Below are 14,583 nucleotides of genomic sequence, written 5' to 3'. Positions count from 1 at the left end.
TCGGCGTGCCAGCGTCAGGCAGGAACGGCAATGTCGGATTCACAGGACGACGATTCAAAAACCGAGGAGCCGACAGAAAAGAAGATCAGCGATGCCATCGAGAAGGGAAATGTCCCGGTTTCAAAGGAGGCATCGGTTCTCGTCTCCTTTCTGGCTATCCTGCTGATCGGAAGCTTTGCGACGGTTTCGGGCGCGCAAAGACTGTCGCAGGCACTTGCCAGGTTCATCGACGACGCGGAGGGAATGCAGCTTGGAAACGGCGCCGATGCGATCATGCTTACCCGCGTTGTCGGGCTTGAAGTGGGACGGTTCCTCATCCCCATCGTCGCCATTCTCATGGTCGGAGGGCTTGCCGCGGCATGGTTCCAGAACGCCCCGCGCGTCGTCGCCGAACGGATCAAGCCGGACCTCTCCCGCCTCTCGCTTTCCAAGGGCTGGAAACGGATCTTCGGCGTGGAAGGTCTCGTCGAATTCCTCAAGGCGCTCTTCAAGTTCACAACCATCGCCGTGGTCGCACTCGTGCTGCTGCGTTCCGATCAGAACATCCTGGTGAATGCCATGTTCACCGACCCCAGTGACCTTCCGGAAACGATCCTCCGCCTGGCCATGAGGCTGTTGTCGGGGGTCGCCATCGCCACCATCATTCTGGTCGCCGCCGATCTCGTGTGGGCGCGCACCAACTGGCGGCGAAAGCTCCGCATGAGCCGGCGCGACATCAAGGACGAACACAAGCAGATGGAGGGCGATCCGCTTGTCAAGGCGCGCATGCGCTCGCTCGCGCGTGACCGTGCCCGCAACCGGATGATGGCAGCGATCCCCAAGGCGACGCTCGTCATCGCCAACCCGACCCACTTCGCCGTGGCGCTTCGCTACGAGCGCGACGAGGATGCCGCGCCGATGGTTGTCGCCAAGGGCCAGGACCTGATCGCGCTGAAGATCCGTCAGATCGCCGAGGACAACCAGATCCCCGTGATCGAGAACAAGGAACTCGCGCGCGCGCTGTACCCCGCCGTCGAAATCGACCGGATGATCCCGCCGCAATTTTATCGTGCAGTCGCTGAGGTGATCTATTATGTCTACTCGCGCGACAATGACATGGTCGTGTGATGCAACATGTTGGAGTGAGTCCCACGCCACGCTGTACCAGTGATAGCAGCGGCAAGCGCGAGCAGATCCTTGCGCACGCGATCCAGGATATCGCGGCCGAACTGCGTCTCATCGACGTGACAGACCTGATATTCAATGTGCTTGCTGGCAAGCATGGGAACATCAACGATCTGGTGCGCTCTTCGGTTGAACTCTATTTCAAGAACGACACGTTGCGCTACGGCTCGGCGGCGAATGTCGACCTCCATTGGGGATCCACGCCGACGGTCAATCTCGATCTGGAATTCCGCCACAACGGCGTGTGGGTCTATTTCGGCCTGTCGCTGTCCGCCCTGTGCGCGGGCGTCGACATGTACCACATCGAATTTCTGGAGCCGGCGGCCGATCCCGATCGCAATACCGAACAGCTGGTCAATGCGCTCAAGGACGCCCGTCTGCCCGCGCCACGCGCCAAGAGCCGCGAATTCCAGTAGTCGCTTTGCCGGCACGAACGGACAGGCCGGCGTACGGCCCCGTTCCGGCAGCGCCAGGCCGCGCATGCGGGACGACGCTCCCGCGCCCTGGGTTTCCCGCGGCCTTGTTTTCCCCGCCTTGCGCCTATGGCCGCGTGCCGGATGGCTCGCGTTTCATCGGTGTGCGGAAGGACAGGAAGGCCATATGCAGGAAGGCGGTGGCCCGCCCACATGGAGCAGCGCCTTTGACATCGCACAGGCGATATGGCGGAGCGGGTTCCTGAGAAGCGGGTTTTCGGCCCCTCCTCCTGCACGTCATTAGAGAGCGTCCGCGGTTGCGAGGCGCTGCACGGTGTTCCTCCGCACGGGGCCACCCCGCACGAAAAAAGACCGCCGCCTGGTTGGGGCAACGGTCGAGGTGAGGCGATAACCGCACCGAAGCAGAACGTCGGACTTCGGTGCCGGCCTCGATCGCCCGGGCAGGGCTGTCAGTCCGGGAAAGGCACTTCACCGCAGGAGAGAGAACTCCCTTCCGGCTCAGTGCGAAACGACGTCGTCTTTTGAGAAATAGTTGAACTCCTCCACCAGAACCTCATGAATGAAGGGTCCCTTCATCCGCGCGTTGACCCGGTCGCGGATCTGCGTCTTCAGGGTCTCGAGGTCGTAGCGTTCCAGATGCTTGAAATCGAGCGAGCGGTCTTCGTAGATCAGCCGGAACGCCTCATCGACGATGAAGGGATGAGGCGGCACCGGCAGACGGGCGAGCGCGGCGGCATCGGCGGTAAAGACGAATTGCGCCACCACGTACCCCTGAAGCCGTCCATCCTCGATTACCGGCACGTTGATCGGCCGCGTCTTTTCGTAGTCGAGCCCCTCCAGCACGGCAGCCGCCGGATCGCGCCCCTGCATGTGGGTCATCCAGTAGACCGCGCCATAGCTCGAGCCCGCCGTGACGGCCGCTATCCAGATCCCGGTTGCAAGCACCTTGAGCATGATCAGGCCTGGCCCGCGCCAAACTGGCGCGAATAGGTGCCGTCGGATTCCGCCTCGATCAGCGAACGCGAAATCAGTTCGGAGATCTCGCGCACCGCCCGCAGGTGGGTCGACAGCAGTTTCATGTTGTCATCGAGACTCGCGCGCAGCTTGCGCAGGTGCTCGACAAGCGCGGCATCCGCCGGGCCTTCGCCGAGATTGCGGCCGGCCCGGGTCAGGTCCAGCAACGCCTGGCTCTTGCGCCGTTCGAAATCGCGCAGATCGACCCCCGCCCGCTTGCGCAGTGCCCGGGTCTCAGCGACGACGGCATCGTTCGCGCGCTCTATGGCGACGAACAAGGCCTGGCGGCTGTTTGCCGAAGGAGCATGTTGCGGGGGCTGCGGAAGAGAGGATTCTGCCGGAAGGTTCTCCATCGAGACCAGACCTTTTTGTAAGCGTACCGTTTGCGGCCCGTGATCAAGAAACGAACGACCGCTGGTAATGTCGAAATGCCGGAGAGTTCCGCCGAATGGCGGCCGGCGGGAATTTGTCAACCGTTGCGCAGCGCCATGGAGCGCTGAAGCATGTCCGCGATACCGACACCGCCGGATGCGACGACCTGCTTGCCGATCTGCTCCGCCATCATCGATTTCCAGATCGAGCCGGCCGTGCCCTTGCCGAACACTTCTTCCGCGTCATCCGGCATCATCGTCTCGATGAACTGCTGGAGTATCAGGGCCTCGAACCGCTGGTTCGCCGTGAAGGCTCCAGTGCTGGCACTGGCGACCGCAGTGCGGCTGTGCATGCCCACGCGCTGGGCGTCGATGGAGGAACCGTACCCTCCCTTGCCGGCCAGGGTGTCATAGGTGTCGCCGAAGCCCGGGCCATCGGCACCGCGCATCGCGGTGGCGGAGGCGCTGGTGAGGGATTGCAGCTTCGCGGATGCGAGTTTGAGCTTTTCCGGATCCGCCGCCTTGGCGACGTCCAGTATCAGATCGCTGGGAGGCGAAATCGCCATCGTCCTATCTCCAGATGACGGGCTTACTTGTGTTTCAACTTAGCCGCGGGCGCTTGTGCGAGGCTTGCCTCACGTTTGGTAAGGACGGAGTCGATGACGAGGGTGAGCTGCTGCTTCTCCTCCGCCGCGCGCGCATCCTTCTCCACGCGGCCGAGCTGGCGCCTGGTCACCTCCATCATCCGTTCCTGACGCTGGAGCCCCTCCTCGACGCTCTGGCGCGCGGCGATCACCTGGCTCTGTTCGGCGGCGATCGTCTTCAGTCTGCGCGAGGCGTTGCGGATGAAACGGTCGTGCAGCGCCAGGTCTCCCCCCGACAACGACACCAGCACCCGTTCCTGGTTTTCCATCAGGGTCTGGTTCTTGCGGTCGAGGGATACCAGCATCCACTCCGAAAGCTGGTGGAGCTGGTTTTGCAGCTTGAGAATGCGGTTGATCTGTCGAAGTCGGTCGGACATCGCGCTCTACCCGTATTGAAGCCATGAGAAGTAGCCGTCGAGGAAGATCCTCATGAAGTCGGAAATGACGACGAAGAGGAAATAGAGGCCGCCGATGATGATGAGCGGCATGGAGATGAAGTAGACAGGGATCTGCGGCGTCAGGCGGTTGGTGATGCCGATCGCGAAGTTCACGGCCACGGAATAGACGATGAAGGGACTGCCGATCCTGAGCGCCAGGAAGAACGCGACGGAGAGCTGGTCGGCGAATTGCTCCAGTCCCTCCAGCGGCTGGATGGCGAGGCTCGGCGGCAGCCGCATGTAGGATTGCGCGAGACCGCGAAACACTTCCTGGTGCTGGTCGGTGATGAAGATCATCGCCGTTGCGGTAACCGACAGCAGGCTTGCCAGAGGGGGCATGGTTTCCCCTCCCCCGACCGGCACGCCGGGAATGTTGTTCATGCCGATCGCCATCGACATCAACGTGCCGATCATCTCGAGCGCGGCGATGAAGGCCCGCCCCATCAGCCCGATCAGCAATCCGATATAGAGCTCGCCCGCGATCAGCCGCACGGTGGTCGCGGGGCCGAGGTCGGGCATCGCCTGGCGCATGATCGGCAGCAGCATCGGCGCCATGGCGAAGGTCGAGGCAACCGCCATCAAGAGCCGGATGCGCATCGCCACGCGGTCGCTGGAAAAGCCCGGAATGACCAGCATGCACGCGCCGATCCTGCAAAACAGCAGAAACGTCGCCAGAACCATTTCCGGCCCGATCGCGGCGACGAGAAGCCCGCTCACGACACGCTGCCGATAGGCGTGACCTCGACGCCGCGCGCGATTTCGAGATGCGACAGCACCGGCAGCGTGGGGAACATCCTTTCCACGATCATGCGCACGTAAGGCCGGGCCTCGGGCGCGGCGACGACGACGAACTTGCTGCCCTGATCCATCTGCGTGCGCACGGCCTTGGAGAGTTCCGCGCCGAACTGCTCGACGAGCTGCGGATCGATGTCGAACTCGGTCACCTCGCCCTTGTTGTCGCGCTTCAGCGCCTGATGGAAAGCGAGATCCCAGCGATTGCCCAGCCGCAACACCTTCAGCGGTTCCCCGGCGGCGAGGTCGCCGCAGATCTGCTGGGCGATACGCAGCCGCACATGCTCCACCACATGTTCGGAGCGGCGCACGTGCGGCACGATCTCAGCCACCGCTTCCAGGATCAGGTGCAGGTTGCGAATGGAAACACGTTCGGCCAGCAGCAGCTTCAGCACCGCCTGAAGGCCCGAATACGAGATATGGGAGGGGCAGATATCCTCGATCAGGCGCTTGTATTCGGGGTCCAGCCTGTCGAGCAGATTGCGCATGTCCTTGTAGGAGAGAAGCTGCGGGAGGTTGTTGCGCACGACTTCCGACAGATGCGTGAGGATGACGGTGTCGTTTTCGGCCGGCACGTGGCCGCTTCGCTTGGCCTCCTCGCCATAGGTGCTCGGCACCCAGAAGGCCTTCATGCCGAAGGCGGGCTCACGGGTCTCGTCGCCGGGCACGGTCAGCTTGTCGTTCTCGCCCGTGATCACCAGCAATTCGCCCACGCGCAGCTTGTGCTGGGCGACGACCGTGCCGTGGATCTTGATCTGGTAGCTCTTGGGATCGAGTGTCAGGCTGTCGGAGACACGGATGTCGGGAACGACGAAGCCGAACTGTTCCGCGAACTTGCGCCGCATCCGCCCCACGCGCTGGGCGAGTTCGCCGTGATTGGCGAGAAGCTGGACGGCGATCTGCTTGCCCAGGCAAAGCTCGATCTCGACCGACTTCAGCGACTCCTTCACCGAATCCCGGTTTTCTCGCTTCTTCTTCGTCTCCGCCGCCTTAACCGCCTCATCCTCACGCGTCTTCTTTTCCGCCAGCTTCTTGGGCACCGTGTAGGCGACGAAGGACATCAGCGCGCCTAGCAGCGCGAAGGGAAGGAACGGCAGGCCCGGCACCAGAGCGAGAATGGCCATCAGCACGGAGGCGACGAACAGCGCACGCGGATAGTGACCGAGCTGGCCCAGAACCGCGCTTTCCGCCCGCCCCCGCGTGCCACCCTTGGAAACCAGCAGACCGGCGGCGAGCGAGACGATCAGCGCCGGGATCTGCGAGACGAGGCCGTCGCCGACCGACAGCTTGGTGAAGACATCGGCGGCCGACGAGACGTCCATGTCATAGCGCGTGACGCCGATGACGATGCCGCCAAGGATGTTCACCCCTGTGATGATCAGGCCGGCGATCGCGTCGCCGCGCACGAACTTGGAGGCACCGTCCATGGCACCGAAGAAGGAGCTTTCCTCCTCCAGCTCATAGCGCCGGCGCTGGGCCTCCTTCTCGTTGATCAACCCGGCATTGAGATCCGCGTCGATCGCCATCTGCTTGCCGGGAATGGCGTCCAGCGTGAAACGGGCGCCGACTTCCGCGATACGCGACGCGCCCTTGGTGATGACGAGGAAGTTCACGATCACGAGGATCGCGAAGACGATCAGGCCGATAACGAAATCGCCGCTCATGACGAATTTCGAAAAGCCGTTGATGATGTAACCGGCCGCCGTCGTGCCTTCGAACCCGTGCGCCAGGATCACCCGCGTCGTGGCGATGTTGAGCGAGAGGCGCAGCATCGTCGCCAGCAGCAGGATGGTGGGAAAGGAAGAAAAGTCGAGCGGCTTCTGGATCCACAGCGCAACCATCAGGATCAGCACGGAAAAGGCGATCGAAAGCGCCAGCCCGACATCGATCAGGAAGGAGGGAACCGGCAGGAACAGGATCGTCAGGACGATGACGATACCGACGGCGAAACCGATATCCCTGCGGCTTTCCTTGATGGCTTCGGTGGGTACGCTGACCCCGATTACGGACATGCCATCTCCTCTTGAGCGCATTTGCGTTGGAAGGAACTATTGCGCGCTCAAGCTTGCGCGAGGGTGGCGTGGGGAGAGAGGGACACGGTGCGAGGAGGCAGGGCGCGCACGTGCGAGCGGCCCATCCTGCGAGACGCGGCCCGCACCTGCTTCTCAGGACGGGCCACGTTCTCGGTTCCGCCGCCTCCGCGCCTTCCGCGAAACCGCTTCCTAGAACCCGGTCTCGATGTGCGAATAGGCGAGCGCGGTGAAGGCGTAGATCTGGGCGCCGATGAAGGGGCCCGCGATCACGATCATCACCAGGATGGCGACGATTTTCGGGATGAAGGTCAGGGTGACCTCCTGCACCTGGGTCAGCGCCTGCATGAGCGCGATGGTCACGCCGACGATCATCGCCGGCACAATCGCAGGTGCCGCTCCGACGATGATCGCCCAGATGGCGTTGCGGACCAGATCGAGTGCGTCTGCCTCGTTCATGTCAGGAAATCGCCACACCGGGGCCGAGCAGGATGCCGGACCCGTCTTCCAGCCCCAGCACGGTGCCGTCGCTGTAGACTTCAACGGAGGTGATCACGCCCGTGGTGCCGTTGGCCGCCGTCGCCGTGCGGCCGATCAGATCGCCGGCCTGGGAGAACGACAGGTTCGTTAGCAGCGAATCCAGCTTGGAGTTGGTCTGGATCGACTGTTCGACCTGCGAGAAGGTCGCAAGCTGCGACAGCTGCTCGGTGGAATCCATCGGATCGGTCGGATCCTGGTTCTTCATCTGCTGGATCATCAGCGTCAGGAACGCGTCGTAATCGAGCGTCAGGTCCTCAAGCGCGGAGGATGTCGCAGGCGTCGACGTGTTGGGTGTCGTCGTCGCGTAGCTGGTGGATGTGGTCGTCATCTTCCCTGCTCCTTCATGCCGCCCGGATCGAGGCGGTTTCGGACTTATTTGCCATGATCGCCTCCTCGGTCGCATAGAGACCGCGAATGATCTTCATGGCGTCGAAATAGCGGCCCGTCTCCAGCAACAGGCCCACCTGGTCGAGCCCGTTCAGGATTTCCAGGTTGGAGAACGTCCTCTGTGCCGCCTCGATCAGCGAGGCGGCGAGGCCGCGCGCCGGCCCGACCGTGTTCGGGTCCATCAGCATGGTCTGGAGCGCGAAATAGATCTGACGCAGCGGCGTCGTCGTCTCGTGCGGCTGGATCACGTGGCCTTCGAGCAGGAACACCGCGTCGCTCATCAGCTCCACCGTGGTCTTGCGATTGAAGCGCAGGACCGCGCCGTTGATGAACAGCCGTTCGCCCGCCTTCAGGACAAGGTTGATCGATTTGGTCATGCGAGCCCGTCCCGGATCATGGTGTTTATCTGGATGAGACCGTCGAAGCTCTCCGATTGTTCCGTGCGGATCGCCTCCAGTTCCTTCATCACCCACAGCCCGATCGAGATCAGATCGGCGCGCAGGGCCACCGGCAACTCGTTCCTCTCGTTCGACAGATCATCGATGAGGTAGGCCCAGACCCGGCGGGTGTTGTAGATGGCCTCGATCGCTTCTCTGGACCGCCGCCCCTTTTCCTTGGCAGCCTGCAGCTGCTCGATGATCACTCCCATTGCCTGCCTTTCGTTTCCGCGCGCATCGACGCAGAATTCGTCAAGCGTTTCGGCATACGAGAAGTTGTACATAGACACACCTTTGCCTGTGGACGCGGTGCGGGCCCGCGGCCCGCACCCGGCACCTTTCGGGAAATTAGAGGTAATTGATCAGGCTCAGCTGACTGAGCCGGGCCGTGACCGCGTAGGTGGTCTCCATCTGGTCGACGGCATTCTGCAGCCGCACAGCGGTCTCCGTCGGGTCGACGCTCTCCAGTTCGTTGATACGCTCGTTCAGAATGTTGGTCTGGATGGAGAGCCGTTCGCTGGCATTGGAGACCCGCTCCTGCGCGGTGCCCATGTCCGCCATCAGGTCCGTGACCCCGGCGATCGCCTCTCCCAGAAGCTTGCTCGCCTTGTCGGTGAGCGCCTGGTAGGCGCCCTCGCCCAGTTCAGATGTTCCCAGATCCGCAACCATCGAGAAGGCCTCGGCCAGCTGACGGAACGCGTCCTCGTTGGCACTCACCGATGTCTCGGCCAGTTCGCTGGTCGAAATCCGGCTGCGGATGCTCTGGTCGGACGCACTGGACCAGTCGTTGCCCCAGGCGGGATTGTCGAAGAGCGCGGCGAAGTCACCGTCGAGGAACGTCTCCATGTCGGCGGCGGAGATGTTCGCAACGGCCGGATCGTCCTGATTGAAGCCGAAGAAGGTGTTGAAGGCCGTGTCGACGGCCGTCTTGTTCGATCCCGCCGGCGTTCCGAAATAGTCCGCGATCGGGCTCACGTCGGTGTTCAGCCCGGCGAAGATGTAGCTGCCGTTCAGCTGCGTGTTGAGCCGGGCGACGAGGAGATCGAGCCCTGCCTTGCCCTCTCCCTGGGCCACGGAAGAACTGCCGGACGTGTCGGATACGCCGACCAGGGTCGAGAGGAAATTCTCCGCCGTGGACAGGACGTCGTCGAGAGCGGCCTGCGTCACATCAAGACGCGAGGCGACCAGTGCGTTCGTGTCCATGATGGCGTTCAGGCGGTTGTATTCGGAACGCAGGGTCACCGCCTCGCCTGTGCCGCTGCCAAGATCGAGCCCGACATCGGCCTTGCGACGCGTCGACAGCTCCGTTTGCAGCTTCGAGAGGTTGCTCGCCTGCTGCATCAGGACGCTGCGCGAGGAATTCGACAGGGTGTATGAGGAAACGAAGGTCGTTTTCATCGCGACAACTACCTTATGGTTGAGAAGAGATCGTCGAGCATCTCGTCGACGGCCGCGATCAGCTTGGCCGCGGCGGAGTACCCGCGTTCGATATCGAGGAGGAGGGTCATCTCCTCGTCGATGTTGACGCCTGTGGCGTTGGAGAGGGATTGAGCGGTTCGCTCGACGATGACGGTCTGGACCTCCATGTCGGAGTCCGCCGACTTCCGGGCGGCTTCGAGCCAGCTCACGGAAGAGGCGGCAAAGCCCGTCAGCGTGTCCGTGGCATCGAGTTGAACGCCGGCGTCGAAGACACGCGGTTCGTCGAAGGCGCTCAGGTATTCCTGCAAGCGGTCGGAGTAGGCAGCGAGATCGCCGGGGTTGTAGTCGTAGGCCGCGCCCGCCATGCCACCGTCGCGCAACAGATCGATGTTGCCGCCCTGATCGGGATCGACCGACACGTTGATCTGAATGTCGCTGGCAAGCCCTGTGATCAGCGTCGAGGCGGGCGGAAGCCCCGGACCGCCCGAATAGGTGAAGAGCCCCGCCTGATCCGGACCGCCACCACCGCTCTGGTCGCTTTCCGCGAAGGCCTCGATCAGTCCGCGCGCAATCTCGTCGAGCTGGCTCTGGTACGTCGTGGCGTCCTTGTCGCGCAGTTCCGTGAGGCCGAAAAGCTTGCCGCTGGAAATCGGCATGATGGCGTCTTCGCCGGTAACCGGCACGCCGTCGACATAGATGGCGTTGCCAACGGTTGCCGCCTGGTAGGTCGAGGTCGGCACAAAGGAGACGTCGCGCGCGGTCGTTTCGAACAGCGTCACACCGCTGTCGGTGTAGACGACGATGTCTCCGTCTTCCCGGTTCAGCGTCGTGATGCCGATTTCCTCCGACAGCGACAGCAGCACCTGATCCCGGGTATCGAGGGCATCGGTGATGTCCGCCCCGTTCTGGGTGCCCTTGACGATGATGCTGTTGAGATCCTCCAGCTGGGAGAGCAGCGCGTTGATGTTGTCGACCGAGGTGGAGATGTCCGCATCCGCGTCCGAGCGGACGCTCTGAACGAGATCGGACGCCTCGTTGAGGTTGGTCGCCATGTTCCTGGCGGCGCTCAGCGCCGATTGGGCGAGAATGGGGTCCGCCGGATCGGAAGCGTAACTCTGCAACGCGGTCTGGAGACTGCCGAGATAGGCGGCTGGCGAGGTCTCGAGCTTCGTGTCGCCGATCGTCTCTTCCAGGCGTTGCAACCCGGAGAGCACCGCATCCTGCCCGCTCGCCACGGAGGTCGAGGTGAGCAGCGTGGAATAGAGGGCGGAATTGGTGGTTCGGCCAATGCCCGCCACCTTGACACCGCCGCTCTGGCCGGAATCTGTCACAAGTGTGCTCAAAAGCACGCTCTTGCGCGAATAACCGGCCTGCGAGGCCCCGGCGATATTGCGAGACGTCGTCGCGGTTTCGGACTGGCGCGCGGCAAGCGCGGACTGGGCGACCCGAAGAGCTACGGATAGGCTCATCTGTCAAATCTCTCGTATCACTGGGGCGATTGTTACGGACGAGGCTCGCCTAGCGAGCCATGTTGACGAGGGTTTCCAGCAGGTCGGATCCCGCCTGGAAGACCTTCGAATTCGCGGTGTAGGTGCGCTGCGCCTCGATCATAGAGGTGAGCTCGGTGGCGAGATCGACGTTGGATGCCTCCAGCGCGCCCACCTCGATGGAGCCCATGCCGCCCTTGCCCGCAAAGCCGATGATCATGTCGCCGGAATCGTTGGAGACCTGATAGACGTTGCCGGAAACCGGGGTCAGCTTGTCCGGGCTCGCCACATCGGCGACCGGAACCTTGTAAAGCGCCTTGCGCGCGCCGTTGGCGTAGACCGCGTAAAGCGTGCCGTCGTCGTCGAACTCCACCGACTCCACCGCGCTTGGCGCGTTGCCGTTGGTGTTGACCTCGGTGACGGAGAAATCGGCGTTCAGATAGGTCATCTTCGACATGTCGATATCGAAGGTGCCGCCGTTGGGAATGGTGATGTTGAGCGCCGTCGGGCTCGTCGCCGTCAGATCGCCCGTGGTGACGTCGAAGGTGAAGGTATCGGTGGAAAGCGCGGGCGAGGTGTAGGGAAAGCCGCCGCCGGCCGCCGCATCGGCGGCATTGTAGACGGTGATCTCCCAGTCGGAGTCCGTGCCCGTCTCGGAGAGCTTGGTGTAGTAGACATCCAGCGTCAGTTCGTTGCCGAGATTGTCATAGACGGTGATCGACGTCTTGGCCGAATAGGTGGATGTGGCGAGGTTCGCCGCCGGCGTGTCGCCGGTCACCACGGTCGCATCTTCCGGTACGTTCGCCCACAGCAGCGCTTCGTCGGTCGGCGTCGCCTCGAGCGTGTTCTGCGAGACGTTGATCCTCTCGAGCCCGCCGGTGCCGTTGGCCACGGTGGAGACGTTGCCATTGTCATCGACCGGATAGCCCTGAAGGTAGTAGCCGGCCGTGTTGACGAGATACCCCTTGTTGTCGACCACGAAGGACCCCGCCCGCGTCAGCGCCGACGTGCCATCCTCATCGGCGACGACGAAGAAGCCGGACCCGTCGATCGCCAGATCGAGGCCGGACGTCGTGTAGTTGATCGCACCGCCTTCCGAGATCGAATAGACGGTCGTCGCCTTCACGCCGCCGGAATTGTAGCTGCCGGAGCCCTGCGACAGGACCTGGGAGGAGAATTCCGATTCCGCGCGCTTGTAACCGGTGGTGCTGGAATTGGCGATGTTGTCGGCGACGGTGCCGAGCTTGCTCGACTGCGCGTTCATGCCGGACACGCCCGTGCGCATAACTCCAAAAAGGCTCATGGAAAGACTCCGTTTTCCAGACTTGTCCCGAGCATTTGGCTTGTTCAAACTTGCGCGAGGCTTGTATTGGGAGTTTCCATGCGGATTATTTTTTTACTCAAATTTTAGTTTTCGCGTATCGGGAAGATATCTGCCCGCATGTGCCACGCTCTATTCTGTAGCTTTTCTAAAGTCGGCAAAGAAAGCCCGACACCCCAAAGGGGTGCCGGGATTGCGGATTTGCCGGATTTTCATGAAGGCTTGCGAAGGGGCGCCGGGCGCTCACTTCCCGAAGGGCTGCCGGAAAGCGGCATCCTTGCGGTCTATCGACAGAACTCGCGCGCGGCGCGCGTCCATGTGCCGAAACCGGAGGCCACCATGTTGGTGATCACCCGGCAGACGTAACGCTTCTGGGCGGCGTCGTTGTCGGGCCCGGCATGATAGCGCGCGACCGCCATCGTCCACGAGCCCTGTCTCGCGCGCAGCTGCTTCAGGAAGCGCGCCGCGTACTGGACGTTGGCGCGTGGTTCCAGCATCTGCGAAACCGAGGAAAACTGGCTGGCGTGGTAGTGGTGGTTGATCTGCATGCAGCCGAGATCGATCAGCCGTTTTCCCTGTCCGCGCGCCTGCAGAAAGATCGCCTCCGCCTCGCGTGCCGATTTCGCGAACCTCGCCTCACCCTCGATGTTGAGGGCATAGGGCTGGAGCGAGTCCTTGCGGCCCGTTTCCGTCAGGCCGACCGAATAGAGCACGCCCAGCGGAACGCCGTAACGGCGCGAGGCCGCGACCATCTCGCGCTCGCAGATGTTCATTGCAGCCGCTGTCCCCGCGCCGAGACCGGGCACGGCGAGAGCGGGAACGAACGCGCTAGAGATAGAGAGCGCCGCCGTCAGCGCGACGGTCGTAACCGCGATCCTCGCCGCCATGAGTATTCTCTCCGTTTTCCGCAGTCCCGTCACCACGTCCGCCGCCGTCAGACCCGGTGCCGCGGCCGCCCTCCCCGTTCGACGCCGCGCCGCCGGGCTGACCGTCACCGCGCCCGCCTGCCAGCAACGAGCCCTGCGCGTTGTTCTGCGCATTGGCCGTCGACCCGATCTGGAAGGGCGAACGATCACCGTCCATCGCCTGAATGGAGACGTGGTCCGCCTTGTAGCCCGCCGAATGCAGCAATCGGTCAAGCAGGTGCTTGTCCTTTTGCAGCAGTTCGACGGTCTGCGGGTTCGCCGAACGCACGTCCACCTGCAAGGTGTCGTCGACCATGCGCATGGTGACGCGCACCGTGCCGAGCTCTTCCGGCTGAAGCTTGATCTCCAGGATCTTCACCGTCGGGCCGGATGACTGGCCGAGCGCCGTGTTGGTGTCGATGAAAGTCGAGGGGTTTCCCTGCGTCGCCTGCGTGTTCGCGAGCGCCTTCGTCATCGCCTCGCCGACCTGCTGGATCGGCGGGATGCGCATGGAGGGGGCGAAATGGGTCTCCTGGCGAACCACTTCGATGCTGTCGGCGGTGATCCGTGTGGAGGCCTTGAGCGACGCCTTCGCATCGCCCGCGCCCACCGCCTCGGGCTTCACCGCGAAGCGCGAAAAGAGTGTGTCGCCGTCCTGTGTCTTTCCGGCTTCGCTCGCCTGCGAGGACTGCGCCTGCGCCAGTCGCTCGGAAATCGCCGATCCGGCCCCGTGCGCCGAGGGCCCGCCGTCCTTGCCCTGGATGGCGGCCGCAAGCCGCGTCGCAAGGTCGACAGCGCCCGACATGGTCCCAGGCACCGTGTTTTCCGTCTTGCCTGCGGCCTTGTCCGCGCCGTCGCCGGAAACATCCGCCGGCGTGGCATCGGGGTCCTCGCCAGCGGTGCCGGAAGCCGATCCTTCGCCGCCGTCTTTCGGGCCCTTCATGCCAAGGAACCGGGCCAGAGCCGAGGTGGTTGCGGTCCGGGCTGTGTCCTCACCGGCCTTCGCGTCGTGCGAGACGGCATCGTCCGTCGCTCCTCCACTCTTCGCACCTTCGTCCGAACCGCCCTTCTTCAGGAGGCGCATCATCGCGGTGAAGCCGCCGTCGGCTGTGTCCTCGGTGGTGCGTGATCCGGAGGACTTGGCATCGACACCGGCCGTTGCCGAACCGGCCGGCTTCGCGAGGCTCTGGGGAAGTTGCAT

17 protein-coding genes are annotated in these 14,583 nt (G+C 63.2%); 2 read left to right on the top strand and 15 right to left on the bottom strand.

The window, feature by feature from the left end:
• Positions 1–30 precede the first annotated feature (30 nt).
• Positions 31–1,107, top strand: coding sequence for a flagellar biosynthesis protein FlhB (flhB, locus tag C8N35_RS14745; RefSeq protein WP_107990458.1), 1,077 nt, complete (start codon positions 31–33; stop codon positions 1,105–1,107).
• 14 nt (positions 1,108–1,121) lie between these two features.
• The gene (locus C8N35_RS14740; protein WP_146177413.1) at positions 1,122–1,580 is read left to right on the top strand and encodes a hypothetical protein; all 459 of its coding nucleotides are present in this window, start codon (positions 1,122–1,124) and stop codon (positions 1,578–1,580) included.
• A 516-nt stretch (positions 1,581–2,096) separates the two neighbouring features.
• On the opposite strand, the gene C8N35_RS14735 is transcribed toward C8N35_RS14740, so the two are convergent.
• The 15 genes from C8N35_RS14735 to C8N35_RS14665 all read right to left on the bottom strand — a co-directional run bounded on the left by C8N35_RS14735 (position 2,097) and on the right by C8N35_RS14665 (position 14,583).
• The gene (locus C8N35_RS14735) at positions 2,097–2,552 is read right to left on the bottom strand and encodes a flagellar basal body-associated FliL family protein (protein ID WP_107990456.1); all 456 of its coding nucleotides are present in this window, start codon (positions 2,550–2,552) and stop codon (positions 2,097–2,099) included.
• 2 nt (positions 2,553–2,554) lie between these two features.
• Positions 2,555–2,890 (bottom strand): flagellar protein FlgN, encoded by a 336-nt coding sequence (locus tag C8N35_RS14730; protein ID WP_146177412.1) that lies wholly within the window; start codon positions 2,888–2,890, stop codon positions 2,555–2,557.
• Positions 2,891–3,081: 191 nt separating this feature from the next.
• Entirely contained in the window at positions 3,082–3,549 is a 468-nt protein-coding gene (locus C8N35_RS14725) for a rod-binding protein (RefSeq protein WP_107990454.1), read from the bottom strand.
• Between the two features lie 23 nt (positions 3,550–3,572).
• Complete coding sequence (locus C8N35_RS14720; RefSeq protein ID WP_107990453.1) at positions 3,573–4,004, bottom strand: flagellar biosynthesis protein R; 432 nt, start codon at positions 4,002–4,004, stop codon at positions 3,573–3,575.
• Between the two features lie 6 nt (positions 4,005–4,010).
• Entirely contained in the window at positions 4,011–4,781 is a 771-nt protein-coding gene (locus C8N35_RS14715; protein WP_210203537.1) for a flagellar biosynthetic protein FliR, read from the bottom strand.
• Positions 4,778–6,868, bottom strand: coding sequence for a flagellar biosynthesis protein FlhA (gene flhA, locus C8N35_RS14710; protein WP_107990452.1), 2,091 nt, complete (start codon positions 6,866–6,868; stop codon positions 4,778–4,780). The genes C8N35_RS14715 and flhA overlap by 4 nt, the downstream gene beginning before the upstream one ends.
• A 210-nt stretch (positions 6,869–7,078) precedes the next feature.
• Entirely contained in the window at positions 7,079–7,345 is a 267-nt protein-coding gene (fliQ, locus tag C8N35_RS14705; protein WP_107990451.1) for a flagellar biosynthesis protein FliQ, read from the bottom strand.
• Between the two features lies 1 nt (position 7,346).
• On the bottom strand, positions 7,347–7,754 hold the full coding sequence (gene flgD, locus C8N35_RS14700; RefSeq protein WP_107990450.1) for a flagellar hook assembly protein FlgD: 408 nt from the start codon (positions 7,752–7,754) through the stop codon (positions 7,347–7,349).
• A 13-nt stretch (positions 7,755–7,767) separates the two neighbouring features.
• On the bottom strand, positions 7,768–8,190 hold the full coding sequence (locus tag C8N35_RS14695) for a flagellar biosynthesis repressor FlbT (RefSeq protein WP_210203536.1): 423 nt from the start codon (positions 8,188–8,190) through the stop codon (positions 7,768–7,770).
• On the bottom strand, positions 8,187–8,534 hold the full coding sequence (gene flaF / locus C8N35_RS14690; RefSeq protein WP_107990449.1) for a flagellar biosynthesis regulator FlaF: 348 nt from the start codon (positions 8,532–8,534) through the stop codon (positions 8,187–8,189). Before flaF ends, C8N35_RS14695 begins: the two co-directional genes overlap by 4 nt.
• 64 nt (positions 8,535–8,598) lie before the next feature.
• Complete coding sequence (locus tag C8N35_RS14685) at positions 8,599–9,648, bottom strand: flagellar hook-associated family protein (RefSeq protein ID WP_107990448.1); 1,050 nt, start codon at positions 9,646–9,648, stop codon at positions 8,599–8,601.
• Between the two features lie 8 nt (positions 9,649–9,656).
• A complete protein-coding gene (flgK, locus tag C8N35_RS14680) occupies positions 9,657–11,138 on the bottom strand; it encodes a flagellar hook-associated protein FlgK (protein WP_107990447.1) in 1,482 nt (493 codons plus the stop codon).
• Between the two features lie 49 nt (positions 11,139–11,187).
• Entirely contained in the window at positions 11,188–12,459 is a 1,272-nt protein-coding gene (locus C8N35_RS14675; RefSeq protein ID WP_107990446.1) for a flagellar hook protein FlgE, read from the bottom strand.
• Positions 12,460–12,761: 302 nt separating this feature from the next.
• A complete protein-coding gene (locus C8N35_RS14670; RefSeq protein ID WP_107990445.1) occupies positions 12,762–13,364 on the bottom strand; it encodes a transglycosylase SLT domain-containing protein in 603 nt (200 codons plus the stop codon).
• Positions 13,306–14,583, bottom strand: coding sequence for a flagellar hook-length control protein FliK (locus tag C8N35_RS14665; protein ID WP_107990444.1), 1,278 nt, complete (start codon positions 14,581–14,583; stop codon positions 13,306–13,308). The genes C8N35_RS14670 and C8N35_RS14665 overlap by 59 nt, the downstream gene beginning before the upstream one ends.

It is taken from the genome of Breoghania corrubedonensis, assembly GCF_003053845.1.
GTDB classification, from domain to species: Bacteria; Pseudomonadota; Alphaproteobacteria; order Rhizobiales; family Stappiaceae; genus Breoghania; species Breoghania corrubedonensis.
Note: the sequence above shows the minus strand (reverse complement) of the source record. Positions and strands in the feature narration are given on the sequence as shown.

Excerpts from the sequence above, each read along its gene's own strand:
- fliQ (WP_107990451.1), bottom strand. The coding sequence starts at position 7,345 with ATGAACGAGGCAGACGCACTCGATCTGGTCCGCAACGCCATCTGGGCG.
- C8N35_RS14735 (WP_107990456.1), bottom strand. The coding sequence starts at position 2,552 with ATGCTCAAGGTGCTTGCAACCGGGATCTGGATAGCGGCCGTCACGGCG.
- C8N35_RS14695 (WP_210203536.1), bottom strand. The coding sequence starts at position 8,190 with ATGACCAAATCGATCAACCTTGTCCTGAAGGCGGGCGAACGGCTGTTC.
- C8N35_RS14665 (WP_107990444.1), bottom strand. The coding sequence starts at position 14,583 with ATGCAACTTCCCCAGAGCCTCGCGAAGCCGGCCGGTTCGGCAACGGCC.
- C8N35_RS14725 (WP_107990454.1), bottom strand. The coding sequence starts at position 3,549 with ATGGCGATTTCGCCTCCCAGCGATCTGATACTGGACGTCGCCAAGGCG.
- C8N35_RS14670 (WP_107990445.1), bottom strand. The coding sequence starts at position 13,364 with ATGGCGGCGAGGATCGCGGTTACGACCGTCGCGCTGACGGCGGCGCTC.
- C8N35_RS14720 (WP_107990453.1), bottom strand. The coding sequence starts at position 4,004 with ATGTCCGACCGACTTCGACAGATCAACCGCATTCTCAAGCTGCAAAAC.
- flhA (WP_107990452.1), bottom strand. The coding sequence starts at position 6,868 with ATGTCCGTAATCGGGGTCAGCGTACCCACCGAAGCCATCAAGGAAAGC.
- flhB (WP_107990458.1), top strand. The coding sequence starts at position 31 with ATGTCGGATTCACAGGACGACGATTCAAAAACCGAGGAGCCGACAGAA.
- C8N35_RS14675 (WP_107990446.1), bottom strand. The coding sequence starts at position 12,459 with ATGAGCCTTTTTGGAGTTATGCGCACGGGCGTGTCCGGCATGAACGCG.
- flgK (WP_107990447.1), bottom strand. The coding sequence starts at position 11,138 with ATGAGCCTATCCGTAGCTCTTCGGGTCGCCCAGTCCGCGCTTGCCGCG.
- flgD (WP_107990450.1), bottom strand. The coding sequence starts at position 7,754 with ATGACGACCACATCCACCAGCTACGCGACGACGACACCCAACACGTCG.
- C8N35_RS14685 (WP_107990448.1), bottom strand. The coding sequence starts at position 9,648 with ATGAAAACGACCTTCGTTTCCTCATACACCCTGTCGAATTCCTCGCGC.
- flaF (WP_107990449.1), bottom strand. The coding sequence starts at position 8,534 with ATGTACAACTTCTCGTATGCCGAAACGCTTGACGAATTCTGCGTCGAT.